Raw genomic sequence first — 24,178 nt, forward strand, 5'->3', positions numbered from 1 at the left:
TTTATGAGAAGGAATGAATATGCCAACGTTATTGGATTGTTTGTTTGATTGCCAACCTAAAGTGCGGTCAGATTTGATGTCGTTTTTAAATGTTACGCTAAATGAATTAGCGCAAGAAATGGCATTTTTGAAAGAAGCGGGATTGAATATTAGAGAAGAAAATGAGGTTTATCAGCTTTTGCCAGAAATGCCTTTGTTAAATCCGCAAGCAATTTCGACTGCACTTTTCCCTTATTCTGTGCATTATCATCGAACCATTTCTTCAACAAATGAATTTATATCAAGACAAATTGAGCAATTAAAAAAAGGTGATTTGTGTTTGGCTGAATATCAAACAGCTGGGCGTGGGCGTCGTGGTCGCCAATGGCTTTCACCGTTTGCTGGGCAGTTAATTTTCAGTTTTTATTGGACTATCGATCCTAAAAAAGCATTGGATGGATTAAGTTTGGTGATTGGTTTGGCTATTGCAGAAGCGTTAAATGTGAGAGTGAAATGGCCAAATGATATTTTGCTTTCAGGGCGAAAACTAGGTGGCATATTAGTAGAAATTATTAATAATAAGAATGGTTTATTAAACTTAGTGATTGGTATTGGAATTAATGTGAAGTTACCCCAATCAACCGAAATTAGTCAGCCGTATGCGCAGCTAACCGAACAGGATCCAAATATAGATCGTGAAACGATCCTTATTAAAGTGATTCAACGTATTTATTCTCGATTAGCTCAATTTGAAGAAAAGGGCATTGATGAGGAATTCATGCAACGATGGATAAACCATAATGAATTTTTTGGTGATGAAGTAAATGTTTTTACTGAACAAGGCTCGATTTCAGGTATAGAGCAGGGAATTGATAAACGTGGTTATTTAAAAGTCATAACTGATGAAGGCGAGCGGTATTTTAATGCCGGAGAGGTTTCTTTAAGAAGAAAGTAAAAAAGTGCGGTCAAAATTAACCGCACTTTTATATGTATGCTAAATCACTTTCTGAATAAGCGCTGAAATGTCGTCTGCAAATTTTTCATTTTTTGCCATTTGCTCAATTTCCTCAGCAGAATATTTTTCACCGTTATACACGACAACAATACTGAGATCATTAGGTTGCAAGAAATGCGTTTCACCGAACTCGGTATAACGAGTGGCGCCAATACTAATAATCGCTTGTTTTGGATGGTTTGCTAGCTCTAATAAAGAGGCAATATGATTCATCGGTCCTTCATCGGGTTGATTGTTCATTCTATCCACGATCCAATCTAATAATTGTTGGTGGAAATAGCTATAACCAATCGCGGGGCTGTCAATGCCGTAAGTATTGAGTTCGTCATTGCGTTTATGGAAGCAAGCGATACGATATTGATCAATTTCACTTCCTTTAACAAAAGATGAAAGTGGAATTAGTTTGGAAGAAATACCTTTACTTGTCGCGCCCCAGTTTTTCTTTTCACAGATTTTTTTCGCATTAGGTCGACGAATAGAGCAGTCATTATAGGCTGCAAAATAACGCGGGATAATTTTTTCAACTTGATCTCCTTTATAGATAAGCTCACAAATAAGTGCAATTTCAGGTTCAATTTGCAGATTATCTGCGCCTTGTGGAAAATTAATTTGATTGTGACTTAAAGGATAGGTAGAAAGAAAGCCCGCTTTTTCACTTGGTACATAAAAAGGGAAAATCGCTTTTGGTTGAATGGCATTTTCTGTCTTAACTTGAGTGAAATCAGCTGCTTCACCGGCTTGTTCTAAATGTCCCGCGAAATTGCCTGCTACACCGAAACCAATCATTTGCTCAAAATTCATAACTACCTCGTTAAAATGCTTACTCTTTGGAGGTAATTTACCTTGAATATTGAACAAAGACAATTCACTTTGATGATTAAATCATCAGACAAGAAAAAAATTGAATTTTTTTGTAAAAAAGCACTTGCAAAGAATTCTGAAATGCCTATAATACGCCCCACACAACGACGCGCTGTTGTGACTTTAAGAAAAACCGGTGCGTCGTTGTTTTTTGCTCTTTAACAATATATCAGACAATCTGTGTGGGCACTTGTTGATTGACTTGTTTTAAAAATATTTTTAATTTTGAAGTCTTAATAGGTGCTAACTAGAAATTCATATTACTTTTTTAAGTAGTGACATTTTATGTCAGCAGTATTGAGCGATTGAACTTGAATTGAAGAGTTTGATCATGGCTCAGATTGAACGCTGGCGGCAGGCTTAACACATGCAAGTCGAACGGTAACATAAAGAAGCTTGCTTCTTTGATGACGAGTGGCGGACGGGTGAGTAATGCTTGGGAATCTAGCTTATGGAGGGGGATAACTACGGGAAACTGTAGCTAATACCGCGTAGTATCGAGAGATGAAAGTGTGGGACCTTCGGGCCACATGCCATAGGATGAGCCCAAGTGGGATTAGGTAGTTGGTGAGGTAAAGGCTCACCAAGCCGACGATCTCTAGCTGGTCTGAGAGGATGACCAGCCACACTGGGACTGAGACACGGCCCAGACTCCTACGGGAGGCAGCAGTGGGGAATATTGCGCAATGGGGGCAACCCTGACGCAGCCATGCCGCGTGAATGAAGAAGGCCTTCGGGTTGTAAAGTTCTTTCGGTAGCGAGGAAGGCATTTAGTTTAATAGACTAGGTGATTGACGTTAACTACAGAAGAAGCACCGGCTAACTCCGTGCCAGCAGCCGCGGTAATACGGAGGGTGCGAGCGTTAATCGGAATAACTGGGCGTAAAGGGCACGCAGGCGGTGACTTAAGTGAGGTGTGAAAGCCCCGGGCTTAACCTGGGAATTGCATTTCATACTGGGTCGCTAGAGTACTTTAGGGAGGGGTAGAATTCCACGTGTAGCGGTGAAATGCGTAGAGATGTGGAGGAATACCGAAGGCGAAGGCAGCCCCTTGGGAATGTACTGACGCTCATGTGCGAAAGCGTGGGGAGCAAACAGGATTAGATACCCTGGTAGTCCACGCTGTAAACGATGTCGATTTGGGGGTTGAGCTTTGAGCTTGGCGCCCGTAGCTAACGTGATAAATCGACCGCCTGGGGAGTACGGCCGCAAGGTTAAAACTCAAATGAATTGACGGGGGCCCGCACAAGCGGTGGAGCATGTGGTTTAATTCGATGCAACGCGAAGAACCTTACCTACTCTTGACATCCAGAGAACTTTCCAGAGATGGATTGGTGCCTTCGGGAACTCTGAGACAGGTGCTGCATGGCTGTCGTCAGCTCGTGTTGTGAAATGTTGGGTTAAGTCCCGCAACGAGCGCAACCCTTATCCTTTGTTGCCAGCGATTAGGTCGGGAACTCAAAGGAGACTGCCGGTGATAAACCGGAGGAAGGTGGGGATGACGTCAAGTCATCATGGCCCTTACGAGTAGGGCTACACACGTGCTACAATGGCGTATACAGAGGGAAGCGAGAGTGCGAGCTGGAGCGAATCTCACAAAGTACGTCTAAGTCCGGATTGGAGTCTGCAACTCGACTCCATGAAGTCGGAATCGCTAGTAATCGCAAATCAGAATGTTGCGGTGAATACGTTCCCGGGCCTTGTACACACCGCCCGTCACACCATGGGAGTGGGTTGTACCAGAAGTAGATAGCTTAACCTTTTGGAGGGCGTTTACCACGGTATGATTCATGACTGGGGTGAAGTCGTAACAAGGTAACCGTAGGGGAACCTGCGGTTGGATCACCTCCTTACCAAAAACGAGAGACAATAAGTGTCCACACAGATTGATTGATATATTGTAGACAATATCGAGCAGAAAGCCGTTATTCCCTTGGGTCTGTAGCTCAGGTGGTTAGAGCGCACCCCTGATAAGGGTGAGGTCGGTGGTTCAAGTCCACTCAGACCCACCACTCAAACTGAGTGAGTGATTGAGGTGAATAAGGTAATAAATAAACGATGACATGGGGATATAGCTCAGCTGGGAGAGCGCCTGCCTTGCACGCAGGAGGTCAGCGGTTCGATCCCGCTTATCTCCACCACTTATCATCGTTAAGTAAATTGAGTTTTTATACTTAATGAGTTTATTTAACGATGATAACTGAAAATGTTATTTCTGTTCTTTAACAACCAGGAAACAAGCTGAAAAACTGAAGAGACTTTCAAGTCCTTTAAGGATAAGAAAAAGTCTGAGTAAGAAGAAAATCTTGATTGAACAAAAGCAATCAAGTGTTTAGTTGAAAACACAACATCAAGAATTTTTGAGGTTGTATAGTTAAGTGACTAAGCGTACAAGGTGGATGCCTTGGCAATCAGAGGCGAGGAAGGACGTGCTAATCTGCGAAAAGCTTGGATGAGTCGATAAGAGGCGTTTAATCCAAGATGTCCGAATGGGGAAACCCAGTAGATGAAGAATCTACTATCACTTACTGAATCCATAGGTAAGTGAGGCAAACCGGGAGAACTGAAACATCTAAGTACCCCGAGGAAAAGAAATCAACCGAGATTTCGTTAGTAGCGGCGAGCGAACGCGAAGGAGCCTGTTAGTGATAATGACAGAGACAGAGGAACAAGCTGGGAAGCTTGGCGATACAGGGTGATAGCCCCGTACTCGAAGTCCAGGTCATGGTACTAAGCTAACGACAAGTAGGGCGGGACACGTGATATCCTGTTTGAAGATGGGGGGACCATCCTCCAAGGCTAAATACTCCTGATTGACCGATAGTGAACCAGTACTGTGAAGGAAAGGCGAAAAGAACCCCGGTGAGGGGAGTGAAATAGAACCTGAAACCTTGTACGTACAAGCAGTGGGAGCCCTTTTGGGGTGACTGCGTACCTTTTGTATAATGGGTCAGCGACTTATATTTTGTAGCGAGGTTAACCGAATAGGGGAGCCGAAGGGAAACCGAGTCTTAACTGGGCGTCTAGTTGCAAGGTATAGACCCGAAACCCGGTGATCTAGCCATGGGCAGGTTGAAGGTTGGGTAACACTAACTGGAGGACCGAACCGACTAATGTTGAAAAATTAGCGGATGACTTGTGGCTGGGGGTGAAAGGCCAATCAAACCGGGAGATAGCTGGTTCTCCCCGAAATCTATTTAGGTAGAGCCTTGAGCGGACACCTTCGGGGGTAGAGCACTGTTTCGGCTAGGGGTCCATCCCGGATTACCAACCCGATGCAAACTACGAATACCGAAGAGTGATACTCAGGAGACACACGGCGGGTGCTAACGTCCGTCGTGGAGAGGGAAACAACCCAGACCGCCAGCTAAGGTCCCAAAGTCTATATTAAGTGGGAAACGAAGTGGGAAGGCTTAGACAGCTAGGATGTTGGCTTAGAAGCAGCCATCATTTAAAGAAAGCGTAATAGCTCACTAGTCGAGTCGGCCTGCGCGGAAGATGTAACGGGGCTCAAATATAGCACCGAAGCTGCGGCATCAGTAGCAATACTGTTGGGTAGGGGAGCGTTCTGTAAGCGGATGAAGGTGAATCGAGAGGTTTGCTGGACGTATCAGAAGTGCGAATGCTGACATAAGTAACGATAAAACGGGTGAAAAACCCGTTCGCCGGAAGACCAAGGGTTCCTGTCCAACGTTAATCGGGGCAGGGTGAGTCGGCCCCTAAGGCGAGGCTGAAAAGCGTAGTCGATGGGAAACGGGTTAATATTCCCGTACTTGGATAAACTGCGATGTGGGGACGGAGCAGGTTAGGTTATCGCACTGTTGGATATGTGCGTTTAAGTTGGTAGGTGAGAAGTTTAGGCAAATCCGGACTTCTTTAACACCGAGAGATGATGACGAGGCTCTACGGAGCTGAAGTAACCGATACCACACTTCCAGGAAAAGCCACTAAGCTTCAGGTTTATCTAAACCGTACTGAAAACCGACACAGGTGGTCAGGTAGAGAATACTCAGGCGCTTGAGAGAACTCGGGTGAAGGAACTAGGCAAAATAGCACCGTAACTTCGGGAGAAGGTGCGCCGGCGTAGATTGTAGTCCCTAGCGGGCGAAGGTTGAACCGGTCGAAGATACCAGCTGGCTGCAACTGTTTATTAAAAACACAGCACTCTGCAAACACGAAAGTGGACGTATAGGGTGTGATGCCTGCCCGGTGCTGGAAGGTTAATTGATGGTGTAATCGAAAGAGAAGCTCCTGATCGAAGCCCCAGTAAACGGCGGCCGTAACTATAACGGTCCTAAGGTAGCGAAATTCCTTGTCGGGTAAGTTCCGACCTGCACGAATGGCATAATGATGGCCAGGCTGTCTCCACCCGAGACTCAGTGAAATTGAAATCGCCGTGAAGATGCGGTGTACCCGCGGCTAGACGGAAAGACCCCGTGAACCTTTACTATAGCTTGACACTGAACATTGAATTTTGATGTGTAGGATAGGTGGGAGACTTAGAAGTAGTCACGCCAGTGATTATGGAGTCGTCCTTGAAATACCACCCTTTAACGTTTGATGTTCTAACGAAGATTACGAAACGTGGTCTCGGACAGTGTCTGGTGGGTAGTTTGACTGGGGCGGTCTCCTCCCAAAGAGTAACGGAGGAGCACGAAGGTTTGCTAATGACGGTCGGACATCGTCAGGTTAGTGCAATGGTATAAGCAAGCTTAACTGCGAGACAGACAAGTCGAGCAGGTACGAAAGTAGGTCATAGTGATCCGGTGGTTCTGAATGGAAGGGCCATCGCTCAACGGATAAAAGGTACTCCGGGGATAACAGGCTGATACCGCCCAAGAGTTCATATCGACGGCGGTGTTTGGCACCTCGATGTCGGCTCATCACATCCTGGGGCTGAAGTAGGTCCCAAGGGTATGGCTGTTCGCCATTTAAAGTGGTACGCGAGCTGGGTTTAGAACGTCGTGAGACAGTTCGGTCCCTATCTGCCGTGGGCGTTGGAGAATTGATTGGGGCTGCTCCTAGTACGAGAGGACCGGAGTGGACGCACCACTGGTGTTCCGGTTGTGTCGCCAGACGCATTGCCGGGTAGCTAAGTGCGGAAGAGATAAGTGCTGAAAGCATCTAAGCACGAAACTTGCCAAGAGATGAGTTCTCCCTGTTTTTAAGACAGTAAGGGTTGTTTAAGACTAAGACGTAGATAGGTCTGGTGTGTAAGCGGTGCGAGCCGTTGAGCTAACAGATACTAATTGCCCGAGAGGCTTAACTATACAACGCTCAAGGGTTTTTGAGGTTGTAAGACTAAAATAAAAGACTCAGAGAAGAAAGAGAAAGTTTTAAGGTGAATCAGCTTGTTTGGTTGTGAGCACTAGAGATAGTGAGAGCAGAGTAGAGAAAAGTTATTAAAGGAATAATCCTGGCGGCGATAGAGCGGTGGTCCCACCTGACCCCATACCGAACTCAGAAGTGAAACGCCGATGCGCCGATGGTAGTGTGGGGGTTCCCCATGTGAGAGTAGGACACCGCCAGGTACTGAATGAATAACCCCGAGCTGAATGGCTTGGGGTTTTTGTTTATGGATTTTTATTAAAAATTATATAGAATGATCTCAATTTTATTTCTCAATATAAACCATGAAAAACTTTAGATATTTTGCGCAACGTTATGTTGATTGGGTCATTCGATTAGGTCGAGTCCGTTTCTCTTTACTTGGTATCGTGATTCTTGCGATTTTAGCTATCTGTATACAAATCTTATTAAGTACATTACTTAGTGATGGTATTCACTGGAGTGACATTGTTCGCTCGATCACGTTTGGTTTATTTACCGCTCCTTTTGTTATTTATTTTTTTACGCTACTAGTTGAACGATTAGAACGTTCCCGTTTAGAGCTCTCTAAAACGCTTGCGCGATTAGAAAAAAATAGTCGTGATAAAAGTACCTTACTGGCGACGATTAGTCATGAATTACGTACGCCTTTAAATGGGATCATTGGGCTTAGTCGAATTTTATTGGATGATAAATTAACAGAACAACAGCAAAATTACCTCAATACAATTAATCTAAGTGCGGTCAGTTTAGGTCATATTTTTAGTGATATTATTGATTTAGATAAGATCGACTCCAAACGCATTGAATTAAATATTCAACCCTGTGATTTTCATTCGCTGCTTAATGATTTTTATAATTTTGGGACCTTGATGGCGGAACAAAAGGGGCTTAAATTCTCTTTAATACAGGATGAGAATTTACCTAATTGGCTTTATCTCGACCGTGCTCGTCTTAGCCAAATTCTTTGGAATTTAATTAGTAATGCCGTCAAATTCACTGATAAAGGTGAAGTTATTCTAAGGGTGCAGAAAATGCAAGATAATCAGTATCAATTTAGTGTTACTGATACCGGGGCTGGTATTGCACCTTGTGAACTAGATAAGATTTTTACCATGTATTATCAGGTTAAAGATAATATTCATCGTTCTGCAGGAAGTGGCATCGGCCTTGCGATTTCTAAGAATTTAGCTCAATTAATGCAAGGGGATTTAACGGTTGAAAGTGAATTGGAAAAAGGTTCAACCTTTTACTTAACGATCATTGCAGAAAAAGCTCAGGCTCATGATGGTAATGCTGAAAAAGCCATGCAGCATCTTTCTATTTTATTAGTAGAAGACGTTGAATTGAATGTGGTTGTGGCTAAAAGTATTCTTGAAAAGCAAGGCCATTATGTTGATGTAGCGATGAATGGTGAACAGGCTATCCAATTATTTGAGAAAAATACTTATGATATTGTTTTTCTTGATATTAAGTTACCAGATATGTCAGGCTTTGATATTGCATACTATTTACGTAAAAACTATGAAGAAGGGATTTATGATTTTCTCCCACCTTTAATTGCTTTTACGGCAAACGTTATGCACAGCGAAGAGGAATATCAAAATCAGGGTATGGATGGCGTGTTGCGTAAGCCTCTTTCTCTGACGGAATTACGTCAGTGTTTTAAAACATTCTTAGGTGATGATATCGAGACTACCTCTGATGAAGAAGAACTATCTCAAGTTCAAGAAGGTATTAATATTTCACTTATTGAGTTAATTGGAAAATCACAAGCTAAAGCTAATGTAGAGTTATTCAAACAGTGGATGCCAATTTATTTGGATGAATTGGAAACGGCGTATGAAGATTATCTTACAAACGCAGATATGCAACAGATGGTGTCAGATGTGGCACATAAAATAAAAGGGGCTGCAGCATCAGTGGGGCTTGTTAATGTTCAAAATATCGCCAAATTGGCTCAAGACACGTCATTACCTAATTGGGCATCTGATATTGCTTTATGGATAAAGCAACTCAGTAATGAATGGTTTCAAAATGTAGCTGAATTAGAAGCATATTTAGAAAAATAATTCATGACACGTCATTTTCAAATTTTGATCAGTGAGAATATGCCGTCTAATTTGCCGGCAAATACCTTGATCATTAATGAATTTTCTAAAATTCAAAATCTTCTTGGGCAAGAGTTTGAGACGATCTTGTTTGATGCACGTAAATGTATCCATTTAGAGGCGCTCGCCATTGCGGCTGGTACATTGAAAATGAATGGTGCCTTAATTGTCTTGCTATCAAATTGGGAGAAACTTCATTCCCAATTAGATGAAGATAGTCTTCGTTGGTCAGGTTCGCTTGAGACAATTGCAACGCCAAGATTTATGACATATTTTAAGCATTGTATTCATAAATATGGTTTTCCTGTTCTTTATCATCAAAATGATTTAAAATTTGATCGCACTTTTCAGCAGTCATTTGTAAATCATAATGCGACCTTAGATCAGCAGAAAATCATTGACCGAATCTTACAAAAAGAATCTGAACTCTACTTTCTTACCGCTAAACGAGGAAGAGGGAAATCAGCCCTCGCAGGCTTATTAGCAAATCAACTCGATACAAAAATTTACCTCACCGCGCCGAATAAAAGTGCGGTCAAAATTTTGTCTGAATTTTCAGAAAAAGAGATTATCTTTATTGCACCAGATGAGCTTTTCCTTGCTTTGCAACATGATCCTTCTTTTTCTGAGAATGCGTGGCTTTTTCTGGATGAAGCAGCAATGTTGCCGATTGCTCAACTTACTGCTTTTTCCCACCATTTTAAGCATATTTTATTTACGACGACCATACATAGTTATGAGGGAACAGGACGAGGCTTTGAGCTTAAATTTAAGCAAAAAATTAACCGCACTTTCTCTGACTTTGAGCTTATTGAACCGCTACGTTGGTCGAAAGATGATGCTTTAGAGGCATTTATCGATGAGCTTTTATTATTGAATGTAGAGGATGAGTTTAGACAAACAGCATACGATAAAAGCAAGTTCTGTCAAATTACTGAATGCTCACAAGAGGAAATACTTTCTTCATTGCCTCAATTCTATGGGTTGATGACATTAGCTCATTATCGTACATCACCATTAGATCTCCGGCGATTGTTTGATGCCAATTTACAGTGCTTTTTTACTGCTGAAAGCGAACAAAATTTACTGGGCGCAGTGTGGGCATTAGAAGAAGGTGGAATTGAGGATTCATCGCTTATAGAAGCTATTCAGCTGGGTATAAGACGCCCGAAAGGCAATCTCGTGCCACAAGCACTTTGTTTTCATGCTCAGCTACAAAAGGCTTGTGAATTACATTCTTTACGCATTTCAAGAATTGCGGTTCAGCCTATGTGGCAGCAACATGGTATTGGTAGACAACTCATTGAATATATTACACTAAATTCCGATGTGGATTATTTATCAGTGAGTTTCGGTTATACCAAAGAACTGGCTCAATTTTGGCAGAAGTGTGGTTTTTCTCTTGTTCATTTAGGCGAGCATTTAGAGGCGAGCAGTGGTTGTTACTCTGCGATTGCGCTAAAAGGGCTTTCTGCACAAGGGATTGAATTAGAAAAAAGAGCAAAGCAATCTTTTCAACGGAATATACCGTTATCTTTCCATCCACTTGCTCAGGTATTTAATACCACATCAGTAGATTGGGAATTGCTTGATGAAGATTGGTTAAGCCTAAAAAACTTCGCTTATTTTCACCGCTCTTTAGCTTCCGCTTTGCCGGCAATTCGTCGATTTTTAATGAATTTAGATGAAAAAGATTGTCCTTTAATGCGAGATTATTTCATCACAAAACAGATACCCTATAGTAAGAAAAATGGGTTAAAATCATTACGTTCTGAAATTGCACAAAAATTAAAAAAGGAGGCAAGATGAGCGAACAAGAAAAAAAAGGTTGGTTTCGCAAAGCCGTAGATGAATATAATAAATTTTGCAAAGAGCTTGGTTTAGATAAAGGAGCTTGTCGAGGTTGTATGCCACGTATCGAATTCGATGATGATGGGCATGTAAAAAAAGAGAAGCCACTTGAATCACTCAAAAAATAGGAGAAACAGGGTTATTAACCCTGTTTTTTTATACAGATAATTATTGAAAAGTAGAGTGAATTTGCTAAACTAACTCGCTGTCCAAATAAAAAAATGAGATAAAATTGACCGCACCTATGAAAACAACCTATTTTAATTTTGATATTCCCACTCAGCCAAATGACCATAAAATTCTTGGCAACGTATTAACGGGTGCTGATGCACTTGCGATTAGTGAAATTACTGAGCAATATGATGGATTGACAGTGGTCGTGGCACCAGATACTAAAAGTGCGGTTCGTTTATCACAAGTTTTACCGGATTTAACTTCTCAGCCCGTTCAGTTTTTTCCTGATTGGGAAACGTTGCCTTACGATTCTTTTTCGCCTCATCAAGAAATTATTTCTTCTCGTTTAAGTGCGCTATTTCATTTGCAAAATACTAAAAAAGGCATCTTTGTTTTGCCGATTAGCACATTAATGCAGCGAGTGTGTCCGCCGAAATATCTACAGCATAATGTCCTTTTGATTAAAAAAGGTGATCGTCTTGTCATTGAAAAATTGCGATTACAATTAGAGTCAGCAGGATATCGTTCCGTAGAGCAAGTACTAGAACATGGTGAATATGCTGTGCGCGGATCACTTTTAGATCTTTTCCCAATGGGAAGTGCAGTTCCATTTCGTTTAGATTTTTTTGATGATGAAATTGATTCGATTCGTACTTTTGATGTCGATACGCAGCGAACGTTAGATGAAATTCAATCTATTAATTTATTACCTGCACACGAATTTCCAACAGATGAGAAAGGCATTGAATTTTTCCGTACACAATTTAGAGAAACCTTTGGTGAAATTCGTCGTGATCCTGAGCATATTTATCAGCAAATCAGTAAAGGCACATTAATTTCAGGGATTGAATATTGGCAACCGTTATTCTTTGATGAAATGGCAACGTTGTTTGATTACTTACCCGAAAAAACGTTTTTTGTAGATATGGAAACAAATCAAGCACAAGGTGAACGTTTTTATCTTGATGCCAAACAGCGATATGAGCATCGAAAAGTTGATCCAATGCGTCCTCTTTTGCCGCCAGAACGTTTGTGGCTTAGTATTGATGCGGTAAATCATGCGTTAAAAAATTATCCTAAAATTAATTTTAAAGCAGAAAAAGTGCGGTCATCTGTTCGTCAGAAAAACTTAGCGGTGTCTGCATTACCAGCCGTGACTATTCAATCACAGCAAAAAGAACCGTTATCACAACTTCGACAGTTTATTGAACATTTCAAAGGAAATGTTTTATTTTCAGTTGAAACTGAAGGACGACGTGAAACTTTACTGGATTTACTTTCACCATTAAAAATTAAACCTAAACAGATTAAAACCTTATCTGAAGCCAATCAAGACAAGTTTAATCTTTGGGTAAGTCGTCTTGAGCAAGGTTTTATTCTTGATGAGGCTAAACTCGCCGTCATTACTGAACATGAAATTTTAGGCGAGCGTGTACAGCAACGTCAGCGTGATAAACGTAAAGCGGTGAATCCTGATACCTTAGTGCGTAATCTGGCTGAATTAAAAATTGGGCAGCCTGTGGTGCATTTAGATCATGGTGTGGGGCGTTACGGTGGGTTAGTCACGCTTGATACAGGTGGTTTAAAAGCGGAATATTTGCTAATTAACTATGCGAATGAATCTAAGCTTTATGTGCCGGTTGGTTCACTTCATTTAATTAGTCGCTATGTCGGTGGCTCAGATGAAACCGCACCATTACATAAATTAGGTAATGAATCATGGGCGAAAACCCGTCAAAAAGCTGCAGAAAAAATTCGTGATGTGGCCGCTGAATTACTTGATGTGTATGCCCAGCGAGAAGTGAAAAAAGGCTTTGAATTTAAATATGATCGTGAGGAATTTCAGCAATTTGCTGCAACTTTCCCTTTTGAAGAAACGCACGATCAAGACATGGCAATTAATGCTGTCATTTCGGATATGTGTCAGCCCAAAGCAATGGACCGTTTAGTTTGTGGTGATGTAGGTTTTGGGAAGACTGAAGTAGCGATGCGAGCCGCATTTTTGGCGGTCATGAACCATAAACAAGTGGCTGTATTAGTCCCTACAACCTTGCTAGCTCAACAGCATTACGAGAATTTTAAAGATCGTTTTGCTAATTTGCCGGTTAATGTGGAAGTGCTTTCTCGCTTTAAAACAGCTAAAGAGCAAAAACAAATCTTAGAAAATTTAGCCGAAGGAAAAGTCGATATTCTGATTGGCACCCATAAATTAATTCAATCCGATGTGAAGTTTTCTGATCTTGGCTTACTCATCATAGATGAAGAACATCGCTTTGGTGTGGGGCAAAAAGAGAAAATCAAACAACTTCGAGCGAATATTGATATTTTAACGCTTACCGCAACACCAATTCCTCGTACTTTGAATATGGCGATGAATGGTATTCGCGATCTTTCTATTATTGCGACACCCCCAGCTCGCCGAGTGAGTATCAAAACGTTTGTTCGCCAGAAAGATGATTTAATTATTCGTGAAGCCATCTTGCGTGAAATTTTACGTGGTGGGCAAGTTTATTATTTACATAATGATGTGGCGAGTATTGAAAATACGGCTGAAAAACTGACCGCACTTGTGCCAGAGGCTCGAGTTGTGATTGGACATGGTCAAATGCGAGAACGTGAACTTGAACGCGTGATGAGTGATTTTTATCATCAACGTTATAACGTTTTAGTCTGTTCCACCATTATTGAAACAGGGATTGACGTACCTACGGCAAATACGATCATTATTGAACGTGCAGATAATTTTGGCTTGGCACAGCTTCACCAGTTGCGTGGTCGAGTAGGGCGTTCTCACCATCAAGCTTATGCCTATTTGCTTACACCGCCGCCGAAATTAATGACGAAAGATGCGAAACGTCGTTTAGAGGCATTAGAAAGTTTAGATAATTTAGGTGCAGGTTTCATTCTTGCGACGCACGATTTAGAAATTCGCGGTGCAGGTGAATTATTAGGGAATGAACAAAGTGGGCAAATTGAAAGCATCGGTTTTTCACTTTATATGGAATTACTTGATGCAGCAGTGAAAGCCTTAAAAGAGGGCAGAGAACCTTCATTAGAAGAGATTACACATCAGCAAGCAGAAATTGAATTGCGTGTTCCAGCCTTATTGCCAGATGACTATCTTGGGGATGTGAATATGCGTTTGTCGTTCTATAAACGCATTGCCGCGGCCGAAAGTAAACAAGAGTTAGATGAACTAAAAGTTGAATTGATTGATCGCTTTGGTTTATTACCTGAAGCAACGAAAAATCTTTTACAAATTGCTGAAATACGTTTAATGGTGAAACCATTAAAAGTATTGAAGATTGATGCAGGTGCTCAAGGTGGCTTTATTGAATTCTCACCTTCAGCAAAAGTTGATCCTGAAAAATTCATTAAACTGATTCAACAAAATCCAATTGTTTATCGTTTTGATGGTCCATTAAAATTTAAGTTTGTGAAAGTGCTTCCAGAAAACAAAGCGCGGTTAGAATTTGTGATGGATTTAGTGAAGACACTTACTGAGTAGCAAGTAAATAAAAAGGCTGACAAAATGTCAGCCTTTCTTTTTAAAGTTTTATTAGTGAAGCGCTTCAACAACGCTTAAGAACATTTTTAAGATACCGGCATTTAATAAGTCGATAAAGAATGCCCCTACCATTGGTACGATTAAGAACGCTTTGTGAGATGGTCCGAAACGACTGGTAATCGCTTGCATGTTAGCAACGGCTGTTGGTGTTGCGCCGAGACCGAAACCACAGTGACCCGCACTTAATACAATCGCATCATAATCTTTACCCATCATACGGTATGTGACGTAGATAGCGAAGAAAGCCATGAAGACAACTTGAACCGCTAAGATAACTAATACATCTGTTGCAAGACCTGCTAATTCCCAAAGTTTGAGAGACATTAAAGCAATCGCTAAGAAGATAGATAAACCTACGCTACCTAATACGTCAATCGCTGAATCAGCCACTTGGAATTTGAATAAGTGGGTTAAGCTGTTGCGAATGATTACGCCTGTAAACAAACACCATACGAATGTAGGTAATTGAATGTGAGTACCTTTTGTTAAGCCATCTAAGTATTGACCAATGAGTAAACATAAAGAAAGCATCGCGATGGTTTCAATGATTGAGCGTGCATTCACTTTACGTTTATAAGTTGGGTGCTCAAATGCTTCTTGTACGTCATCTACTTCATCATTCTCTGGGTTTTCACCTTGTTTTTGATGATTTAATAAATAACGAGATACTGGACCACCTAAGATACCACCAAAGACTAAACCGAATGTGGCACATGCCATGGCGATTTCTGTCGCAGCCGGTAGATTAAATTCTTTAGTGAATGTTTCTGCCCATGCCGCACCTGTACCATGACCACCGGTTAGGGTAACTGAACCAGCAAGTAAGCCGTAAGCAGGATCAATGCCTAATAATTGAGTACCTACAATACCGATGACATTTTGGCAAACAATGAGTATTCCTGCCGCCAATAGGAAGATAACTAATGGTTTTCCGCCTTTAATTAAGCGAGCAAAGTTTGCACTTAAACCGATAGAGGAGAAGAATACCAACATCATAGATGTTTGTAAGCTTTTCTCAAAAGTGAATGAAGTGCCATTTACTTTGTATAAAATGGTTAATGCAATAGCCACAATAAAGCCGCCAACGACAGGCTCAGGGATATTAAATGTTTGTAAAACTCGAATGCGTTTTACTAGAAAAAAACCGAGTAATAATACAAAACTTGCTAAAGCAAGTGTTTGATAGGTATCAAAAACAATATTCACGAAATATCCTCCTATTTAGTTTGGTTTCGAGAATTCTTATGAGTTGTGTTCAGGTTCAACCACCACAATGTCAACATTACTATGTAATCCACGTGGTAATTGGGAGCCTTTTCTGCCGCGTTCCGCACGGAATTTTTGCAGATCTTCCGGTTTTAATGTGATTTTTCGTTTACCGGAATGGAACTCAAGGCTGGCTTGCTCTGAAATTAAGAACAATTTCACCAATAATTCTGACCGCGCTTTTGCATTCGCTGCTGGAATACTGATGATTTTGTTGCCTTTCCCTTTTGATAATGCCGGTAAATCCCGTACCGGAAAAATCAGCATTCGACCCGCTGATGTGAGGGACACAAGAAGTGAGGCCAACTCGGAAAGTTTCTCAGGTTTCAAGACTTTCGCATTTTCTGGCAAAGAAATCAAGGCTTTTCCTGCTTTATTGCGTGCAATTAAATCTTCAAATTTGCAAATAAAACCGTATCCTGCATCTGATGCCATCAATAATTCTTGTTTTTCAGGTTCCATAATAACCTGTTCAATCGTCGCACCGGCCGGTAATGTGAGTTTACCGGTGAGCGGTTCACCTTGTGAACGCGCAGAAGGTAAACTTAATGGATCTAAAGCATAACTACGACCCGTACTATCAATAAAGATCACAGGTTGATTACTTTTACCGCAAGCGTGCGCGAGATATTTATCGCCAGCTTTGTAGCTTAATCCTGCCGGATCAATGTCATGACCTTTTGCACAGCGTACCCAGCCCATTTCAGATAAGATGACGGTAACGGGTTCAGCAGGAGTCATTTCACTTTCAGAAATGGCTTTCGCTTCTTCACGTTCAACTAATTGAGACATTCTAGGGCTGGTGTATTTTTTCGCATCTTCTTGAATTTCTTTTTTGATCAAGGTATTTAAGCGACGCTCAGATCCTAAAATTAATTCTAAATTTGACCGCTCTTCTTCGAGTTTATCTTTCTCAGCTTGTAATTGATGCTCTTCTAATTTAGCTAAATGGCGCAAACGTAAGTTTAAAATGGCTTCAGCCTGTTCATCACTTAAGTTAAAACGAGCCATTAAAACTTGTTTCGGTTCATCTTCAGTACGAATAATCTCAATGACTTTATCAATATTGAGGAAAGCAATCATCAAGCCATCTAAAATGTGCAAACGAGCGAGTACTTTATCTAAACGATGTTGTAAACGACGCGTTACTGTTGTGCGACGGAATGTTAGCCATTCAGTGAGGACTTGAAGTAAGCCTTTCACGGCTGGTTTATGATCAAGCCCGATCATATTCATATTCACACGATAGCTTTTTTCAAGATCTGTCGTCGCAAATAAATGCGCCATTAAGGCATCCGTGTCAACGCGATTTGAACGAGGCACAAGCACGATACGCACAGGGTTTTCATAATCTGCTTCATCACGAATATCTTCCACCATTGGCAATTTTTTCGCCGTCATTTGCTCAGCGATTTGTGCAATGATTTTAGAGGGTGAAGATTGATGAGGAAGTGCACTAATGATGACTTCACCGTCTTCTTTATGCCATGTTGCACGCATTTTGATAGAACCACGACCGGTTTCGTACATTTTTCGAATATCATCTTTTGGTGAAATAATTTCCGCTTCAGTTGGGAAATCTGGGCCTTGAATGATATTGAGTACATCATCTAATCCTGCTTTTGGATTATCTAATAGCAGAACAGCGGCATCCGCTACTTCATTAATATTGTGTGGTGGAATATCGGTTGCCATCCCGACGGCAATTCCGGTGGTGCCGTTTAACAGAATATGAGGCAAACGTGCAGGCAAATATTGTGGTTCTTCTAAAGTACCATCAAAGTTTGGTTGGAAATCAACGGTGCCTTGGCCTAATTCAGTTAATAGAATCTCAGAAATTTTGGACAGACGAGATTCTGTATAACGCATTGCCGCGAATGATTTAGGATCATCTGGCGCCCCCCAGTTTCCTTGGCCATCCACTAAAGGATAACGGTAAGAAAAGGGCTGAGCCATTAATACCATGGCTTCATAACAGGCGGAGTCACCGTGTGGATGGAATTTACCTAACACATCACCGACGGTACGCGCAGATTTTTTAAATTTCGCTGCAGCATTTAAACCCAGTTCAGACATCGCATAAACAATACGACGTTGGACAGGCTTTAAGCCATCACCAATAAAAGGTAATGCACGATCCATGATGACGTACATTGAATAATTAAGATAAGCCTTTTCTGTAAAGGTGCGAAGTGGCATCTGCTCGATGCCTTCGTAATTAATATTGCTCATATTTTTTTAATCTATTTTCTGGTTGCACCGGAACTCGCATCAGAATGTTCGTGATGAGAATGCCCCATATCCATTCCTTTATGACTGTCAATTTCGTAAGGAACAGGTTGCGGTTTTTGTGGATTGGCTTCTTTAAAGGCTTCGTCTTTTAATTTGCCAGAATAAATAGTCGGATTTTTTTCGCCTTCGACCACGATTTGTCCCATCGTGCCTTTATTTACAGCACGGAAAATCGAGTGATCCATAAAGACATAAGTGCCCGGTACATCAATTCGAGTTTCCACCATGGTAGCACTGCCAGATGGAATCAAAGTTGTTTGAACATTATGATTAACAAGCGTACCGCCTTCCACATACACATTATCAAATACGGCACCAATTAAGTGGAAAGAAGAGCATAAATTTGGTCCAGCATTTCCTACAAATAGACGAATGCTTTCACCGGTTTTCGCTTTTAAGGCATTTCCGTCCATAGTTGCACCGACTTTACCGTTAAAGAGGACGTATTCAGGGCGTTCATCAATGGCCTTTTGCATACTGAATGGTTGCAAGCCAGGATCGCCAAATTCACCTTTGGTATAGAATTCACTTTGCATGATGTAGAATTCGCGATCCACTTTTGGCAAGCCTTCTTTTGGCTCAACTAAAACTAAACCATACATCCCCTTGGCAAGGTGAATATCCACAGGCTGACTGCCACAGTGGTATAGATAAATCCCCGAACGTAACGCTCTAAATTGGAAGGTTGATGTTCGCGTTGGTGGCGTTTCACTTGCGAGTGCTCCGCCCATTGGCACAGCGGCAGCATGAAAATCGATGCTGTGCGGCATCATTGAACTCGCTGAGTTGGAAAGTTGCACTTCCACCATATCACCTTCGCGTACACGAATGAATGGCGCAGGCACGCTACCATTTAATGTCCAGAATTTAAATTGCACACCATCCATTAAATCCATAATTTGCTCAAGTGCGGTCAGTTTTACCACGACTTTTGCTGGATAGTTACGTTCAATCGGTTTTGGCACATTTGGCGCAAGTGTTAGTTCAGCTTCAATTTCTGGTAAATTCTCAACTGCAGTAGTTGCTGTATTTGAGGCTTTTTCTTCCGCTTGAGCAGAAGGAATAAGGCTTAAACCAGCACCTAATGTAATTGTTGCTAGGCCTAGTGCACTGTTTTTAAAAAAATCTCGACGTTGTTCGTTCATGATTGACCTCAAATAATTAAACAGCTAAATCCACTTGGTCGCCATTGGTTTGTAACCAATTTTTGCGATCTTCCGCTCGTTTTTTGGCAAGTAACATATCCATTAATTCTAATGTTTCCGCGCCTTGATCTTCGCCTAGCTCATAGGTTAATTGAACTAAACGACGTGTATTCGGATCCATGGTGGTTTCACGTAATTGTGATGGATCCATTTCACCTAAACCTTTGAATCGTTGTACGTTTAAAGTGCCTTTTTTACCTTTTAAGCGTTCTAAAATTGCTTCTTTTTCGTTTTCATCGAGGGCATAAAAGACTTCTTTACCTAAGTCGATACGATAGAGTGGTGGCATTGCCACATAAACGTGTCCATCTTGAACCAATTTAGGGAAGTGACGTAAAAAGAGCGCACAGAGTAGGGTGGCGATATGCAAACCATCAGAGTCCGCATCGGCTAAAATACAGACTTTCCCGTAACGAAGTTGAGATAAGTCTTCATTATCAGGATCGATACCAAGCGCCACAGCAATATCATGAATTTCGGTTGAACCAAGCACTTGATCACTAGCAACTTCCCAAGTATTTAAGATTTTTCCGCGTAACGGTAGGATCGCTTGATATTCACGGTCTCGCGCCTGTTTGGCCGAGCCGCCCGCAGAGTCACCCTCTACTAAGAATAATTCAGTTTTTTCTAAATTTTGTGATGCACAATCGGCTAATTTACCCGGTAGAGCAGGACCACTCACTAATTTTTTACGCACAACTTTTTTGGCTGCATTCAGACGACGTTGTGCAGAACTGATCGCCATTTCAGCTAAGCGATCTGCATCCTGTACGTTTTGATTCAACCATAAACTGAAGGCATCTTTTAAAACACCCGCAACAAAGACCGCACTTTGACGGGAAGATAAACGTTCTTTTGTTTGGCCAGCAAATTGAGCATCTTGCATTTTCAGTGAAAGAATATAAGCACAGCGATCCCAAATATCATCTGCCGTTAATTTCACGCCACGTGGTAATTTATTGCGGAATTCGCAATATTCAGTCATGGCATTGAGCAAGCCTTGGCGAAGACCATTTACGTGTGTTCCGCCTTGTACCGTAGGAATCAAGTTTACATAGCTTTCTGCAATAAGCTCACCACCTTCCGGCAACCATAATAATGCCCAGCTTACCGCTTCGGTGGAGCCTTTAAATTCACCGACAAAAGGTTTTTCAGGTAAGATTTCAAAACCATTCACCGCTTCGGTTAAGTAATCCGATAAACCATCTTGATAACACCACACATCTTCGGTGTTATTCACTTTATCGACAAATTTAATTTCTAAGCCTGAACAAAGCACGGCTTTAGCACGCAATAAGTGGCGTAAACGGCTGACAGAAAAATTCTTGCTATCAAAATATTTTGGGTTTGGTTTGAAGTGGACGGTGGTACCGGTTGTACGTCTGCCACAAGTCCCGATGACTTCTAATTCTTCTACTTTTACGCCATTTTCAAAGGCAATTTTATACACTTCACCGTTACGTTTAACTTGAATATCAACGCGTTCAGAAAGGGCATTAACGACAGATATTCCCACCCCGTGTAAACCACCGGCAAATTCATAGTTTTTATTCGAGAATTTACCGCCAGCGTGAAGTTTAGTTAAGATCACTTCGACACCAGAAACGCCTTCCGTTGGGTGAATATCCACCGGCATCCCGCGTCCATTATCAATGACTTCAAGCGATTGATCAGCGTGTAAAATCACTTCAACTTTGGTGGCAAAACCTGCAAGGGCTTCGTCCACACTGTTATCAATAACTTCTTGTGCAAGATGATTTGGACGGGTAGTGTCCGTATACATGCCGGGGCGAATTTGCACCGGTTCGAGATCTTTCAGAACCGTAATTTCTTGAGCAGAATAATTTGTAGTCATTTTTAAAATTAGTTACTTATTTATAAAAAATTGGCGTGATTTTATCAAAAAATGACGCGTTTATAAAATCAAAGATAAGAAAAGGGAAGGATATTAGATTAACTAAAAGTGCGGTCAAAATTTGACGTGAATTTTGACCGCACTTTGGATTCATTTGAACCGATTTAATCTGCTATAGATTGAGTTATCTCAATACTAAGCTTTTGCTTTTGTGGCTAAATATTCCTGCAAGCCTTTATCTCTCAATTTGCAGCTCGGGCATTCTCCACAGCCTCCTTCAACACCTTCGTAGCAAGTGTGAGTATGCTGACGAATATAATCTAACGCTCCTAACTCATCGGCAAGAGCCCAGGTTTGGGCTTTAGTGAGATACATTAACGGTGTTTTTAAATTGAACGGATAATCCATGGCTAAATTAAGGGTGACATTCATGGATTTGATAAACACATCACGGCAATCGGGATAGCCACTGTAATCCGTTTCGCATACGCCTGTGATAATGTCATTAATGCCTTGTCCTTTAGCATAGATCGCGGCATACAATAAGAAGAGTGCGTTGCGGCCATCCACAAAAGTATTCGGTAATTCACCATCTTTTTGTTCAATATCAGCATTGGCATCCATTAAGGCATTATGGGTAATGGATTTGATAGCTGATGTATCAATCAACGTTTGTTTCACACCGAGATCCTGAGCGATCCAACAGGCTTTTTCTAATTCAATGGCATGTCGTTGACCGTATTGAAAGGTGACCGTTTCCACATTTTCCACGCCATATTCAGCAATGGCTTGAATTAAACAGGTTGTGGAATCTTGTCCACCAGAGAAGATCACAAGGGCTTTACGATTGTGATTAGGATTTGAAATATTCATAGGATACCTAGTTTTTTTATGTAGGAGGTTTGCGAACTACAAGTTAAAAATGAGGCGGTATTGTAGAAGTCAAAGATAAATTTTGCAAGAAAAGGACTAATTTAAGCAGGAAAATACGGAGAGAATTGTGATACAATTTTAACAACTTAGTTTTAAAAAAGGTAAACACAATGAAAAAATTAATTCTTATTGTTATTGGTGCATTAGTAATTTCAGCTTGCGCAAATAAAGACGTTTATTTTAATGGTTCGGAAGGATCCCATTCAGGCATGAAATTTGATAAAGACACTCGTCATTGGGGCGTTAATCAATAATTGTTTTGATAAAAGAAAAGCCATACTGTTGTATGGCTTTTTTATTAAATCACTTCTTCTTGGCAATGTGGGCAAGTCATTAAATGCTCTTCATTATTATGCACAATATAGTGGCCCATTTTTTTCGCTTTAGTATCAAGATATTTCGTATTGTAACGGTTTTCACCTACATTCAACGGTACACGTTCTACGATATTAATGCCCGCTTTTTTCATCGTTTCTACTTTTTGCGGGTTGTTTGTCATCAAGCGAACTTGTTTCACCCCTAATAATTCAAACATATCAGCACACACATTAAAGTTACGCTCATCGGCTTTAAAACCTAATGCAAGATTGGCTTCAATAGTATCCATGCCTTGATCTTGTAAGTAATAAGCACGAATTTTATTAATTAGACCAATACCACGGCCTTCTTCACGATGATAGATCAATACACCTCGACCCGCTTCACTAATTTGACGTAATGCGGCTGCAAGCTGGAAACCGCAATCACATTTTAAACTGTGTAATGCATCACCCGTTAAGCATTCAGAATGAATACGGGCGAGCACAGGCTCATCTTGGTTTGAAATATCACCCATTACTAATGCGATGTGTTCTTTTTTTGTATCGGGAAATTCAAATCCGACCATTTTAAATATGCCATATTCGGTAGGCAAATTGGCTTGGGCAACCAGTTGGATTTTTGACATAACTTATCCTTTTTTCAACTTTATTCTGCTAAAATATGCACTTTATTTTTATTATCAAGAGGCAACAATGTTTAAAAGGCTGTCATTATATACGTTATTCCTTTGTCTTGTACCATTTTTTGTTTGGGGTTTTGCTTATCATTGGCATGGAAACAACCAATTAATGGAATGGGATTATTGGCTTTATCTTTTAACCGAAACTGGTAGCGTACCTTACGCTTTAATTACCTGTGGTGTATTTGCTTTACTTTTCCGTTTTCTTTTTGAAAATCGTAAACAATGGATTATGGGCGTGATTGTAATGGGGCTGTCGGTATTATCCACACAAGTAATTAAAACAGGTTTAAAAACGGTTTTTGCCGAGCCACGTCCTTTTACCGTCTATTTAGCGGAAAAAACAGAAAGTACGACGGATGCCTTTTATCATCAAGATCGTTCAGAACGTGCGAAATTAGTGGATAAATTTTATTCGACCCAAGCCGATACGCCAGCATGGCTAAAAGCCCATTATGAAGATGAAACCGGTTATTCTTTCCCATCTGGTCATTCTATTTTTGCCGCTACTTGGCTTATGTTAGCCGTTGGATTTAGCCAATTATTAGGGAAGCGTTCTTTTAAAGCAGAATTGCTTATTGGTGCGATGACCATTTGGGGCGTATTAATGTTGATTAGCCGCGTACGCCTTGGAATGCATTATCCAATCGATTTATTTGTGGCGATAATTTCGGCGTGGATTGTTCATTTGATTATTTTTGGTTTCTTGCAGAAGAAAGGCTTGTTTAACAATAAATAGC

General features: G+C 41.0%; 15 protein-coding genes, 2 tRNA genes, 3 rRNA genes and 1 riboswitch. Of the genes, 13 read left to right on the plus strand and 7 right to left on the minus strand.

The window, feature by feature from the left end; all coding sequences use genetic code 11:
• The first annotated feature begins 19 nt into the window (after positions 1-19).
• Positions 20-934, plus strand: a complete 915-nt coding sequence (gene birA / locus INP93_RS06425) for a bifunctional biotin--[acetyl-CoA-carboxylase] ligase/biotin operon repressor BirA (RefSeq protein WP_420026352.1) — start codon at positions 20-22, stop codon at positions 932-934.
• Between the two features lie 39 nt (positions 935-973).
• Here the strand turns inward: birA and INP93_RS06430 are convergent, their stop codons facing one another.
• Complete coding sequence (locus INP93_RS06430; protein ID WP_197544449.1) at positions 974-1,795, minus strand: DUF5718 family protein; 822 nt, start codon at positions 1,793-1,795, stop codon at positions 974-976.
• A 42-nt stretch (positions 1,796-1,837) separates the two neighbouring features.
• On the opposite strand from INP93_RS06430, the gene INP93_RS06435 reads away from it, so the two are divergent.
• From INP93_RS06435 to mfd, 10 genes are all read left to right on the plus strand, one after another.
• Positions 1,838-2,017, plus strand: a complete 180-nt coding sequence (locus INP93_RS06435) for a hypothetical protein (protein ID WP_197544450.1) — start codon at positions 1,838-1,840, stop codon at positions 2,015-2,017.
• A 151-nt stretch (positions 2,018-2,168) separates the two neighbouring features.
• Positions 2,169-3,708, plus strand: a 16S ribosomal RNA gene (locus tag INP93_RS06440).
• An 82-nt stretch (positions 3,709-3,790) separates the two neighbouring features.
• A tRNA-Ile gene (locus INP93_RS06445) sits at positions 3,791-3,867 on the plus strand.
• A 53-nt stretch (positions 3,868-3,920) separates the two neighbouring features.
• Positions 3,921-3,996, plus strand: a tRNA-Ala gene (locus tag INP93_RS06450).
• Positions 3,997-4,227: 231 nt separating this feature from the next.
• Positions 4,228-7,125 (plus strand): 23S ribosomal RNA (locus tag INP93_RS06455).
• A gap of 145 nt (positions 7,126-7,270) precedes the next feature.
• A 5S ribosomal RNA gene (rrf, locus tag INP93_RS06460) occupies positions 7,271-7,386 on the plus strand.
• The 16S, 23S and 5S rRNA genes sit together here with 2 tRNA genes alongside, the layout of an rRNA operon.
• A gap of 102 nt (positions 7,387-7,488) precedes the next feature.
• Positions 7,489-9,255, plus strand: a complete 1,767-nt coding sequence (locus INP93_RS06465) for an ATP-binding protein (protein WP_197544451.1) — start codon at positions 7,489-7,491, stop codon at positions 9,253-9,255.
• Between the two features lie 3 nt (positions 9,256-9,258).
• Positions 9,259-11,103 carry a tRNA(Met) cytidine acetyltransferase TmcA gene (locus INP93_RS06470; protein ID WP_197544452.1) on the plus strand — a complete coding sequence of 615 codons (1,845 nt, stop codon included), beginning with the start codon at positions 9,259-9,261 and terminating at the stop codon, positions 11,101-11,103.
• Positions 11,100-11,273, plus strand: a complete 174-nt coding sequence (locus INP93_RS06475) for a DUF5363 domain-containing protein (RefSeq protein WP_197544453.1) — start codon at positions 11,100-11,102, stop codon at positions 11,271-11,273. Before INP93_RS06470 ends, INP93_RS06475 begins: the two co-directional genes overlap by 4 nt.
• A 116-nt stretch (positions 11,274-11,389) precedes the next feature.
• Positions 11,390-14,827 carry a transcription-repair coupling factor gene (mfd, locus tag INP93_RS06480; protein ID WP_197544454.1) on the plus strand — a complete coding sequence of 1,146 codons (3,438 nt, stop codon included), beginning with the start codon at positions 11,390-11,392 and terminating at the stop codon, positions 14,825-14,827.
• Positions 14,828-14,878: 51 nt separating this feature from the next.
• Here the strand turns inward: mfd and gltS are convergent, their stop codons facing one another.
• From gltS to queC, 5 genes are all read right to left on the minus strand, one after another.
• Positions 14,879-16,093, minus strand: a complete 1,215-nt coding sequence (gltS, locus tag INP93_RS06485) for a sodium/glutamate symporter (RefSeq protein WP_178162227.1) — start codon at positions 16,091-16,093, stop codon at positions 14,879-14,881.
• 36 nt (positions 16,094-16,129) lie between these two features.
• Positions 16,130-18,385, minus strand: a complete 2,256-nt coding sequence (gene parC / locus INP93_RS06490) for a DNA topoisomerase IV subunit A (RefSeq protein WP_197544455.1) — start codon at positions 18,383-18,385, stop codon at positions 16,130-16,132.
• Positions 18,386-18,396: 11 nt separating this feature from the next.
• Positions 18,397-19,590 (minus strand): copper-containing nitrite reductase, encoded by a 1,194-nt coding sequence (gene nirK / locus INP93_RS06495; protein ID WP_197544456.1) that lies wholly within the window; start codon positions 19,588-19,590, stop codon positions 18,397-18,399.
• 16 nt (positions 19,591-19,606) lie between these two features.
• Entirely contained in the window at positions 19,607-21,505 is a 1,899-nt protein-coding gene (parE, locus tag INP93_RS06500) for a DNA topoisomerase IV subunit B (RefSeq protein ID WP_197544457.1), read from the minus strand.
• Positions 21,506-21,700: 195 nt separating this feature from the next.
• Complete coding sequence (queC, locus tag INP93_RS06505; protein WP_197544458.1) at positions 21,701-22,378, minus strand: 7-cyano-7-deazaguanine synthase QueC; 678 nt, start codon at positions 22,376-22,378, stop codon at positions 21,701-21,703.
• Between the two features lies 1 nt (position 22,379).
• Positions 22,380-22,424, minus strand: a riboswitch (PreQ1 riboswitch).
• A gap of 124 nt (positions 22,425-22,548) precedes the next feature.
• Between queC and INP93_RS06510 the strand changes: the two genes are divergently transcribed.
• A complete protein-coding gene (locus tag INP93_RS06510; protein ID WP_014065561.1) occupies positions 22,549-22,692 on the plus strand; it encodes a hypothetical protein in 144 nt (47 codons plus the stop codon).
• A gap of 44 nt (positions 22,693-22,736) precedes the next feature.
• On the opposite strand, the gene ribA is transcribed toward INP93_RS06510, so the two are convergent.
• Positions 22,737-23,384 (minus strand): GTP cyclohydrolase II, encoded by a 648-nt coding sequence (gene ribA / locus INP93_RS06515; RefSeq protein ID WP_197544459.1) that lies wholly within the window; start codon positions 23,382-23,384, stop codon positions 22,737-22,739.
• A gap of 67 nt (positions 23,385-23,451) precedes the next feature.
• Here ribA and INP93_RS06520 point away from each other — a divergent pair, with 67 nt between their 5' ends.
• A complete protein-coding gene (locus INP93_RS06520; protein ID WP_049365786.1) occupies positions 23,452-24,177 on the plus strand; it encodes a phosphatase PAP2 family protein in 726 nt (241 codons plus the stop codon).
• Position 24,178: the final 1 nt, after the last annotated feature.

Origin of the sequence: Haemophilus parainfluenzae (genome assembly GCF_014931415.1) — a bacterium.
Classification (GTDB): Bacteria; Pseudomonadota; Gammaproteobacteria; order Enterobacterales; family Pasteurellaceae; genus Haemophilus_D; species Haemophilus_D parainfluenzae_AF.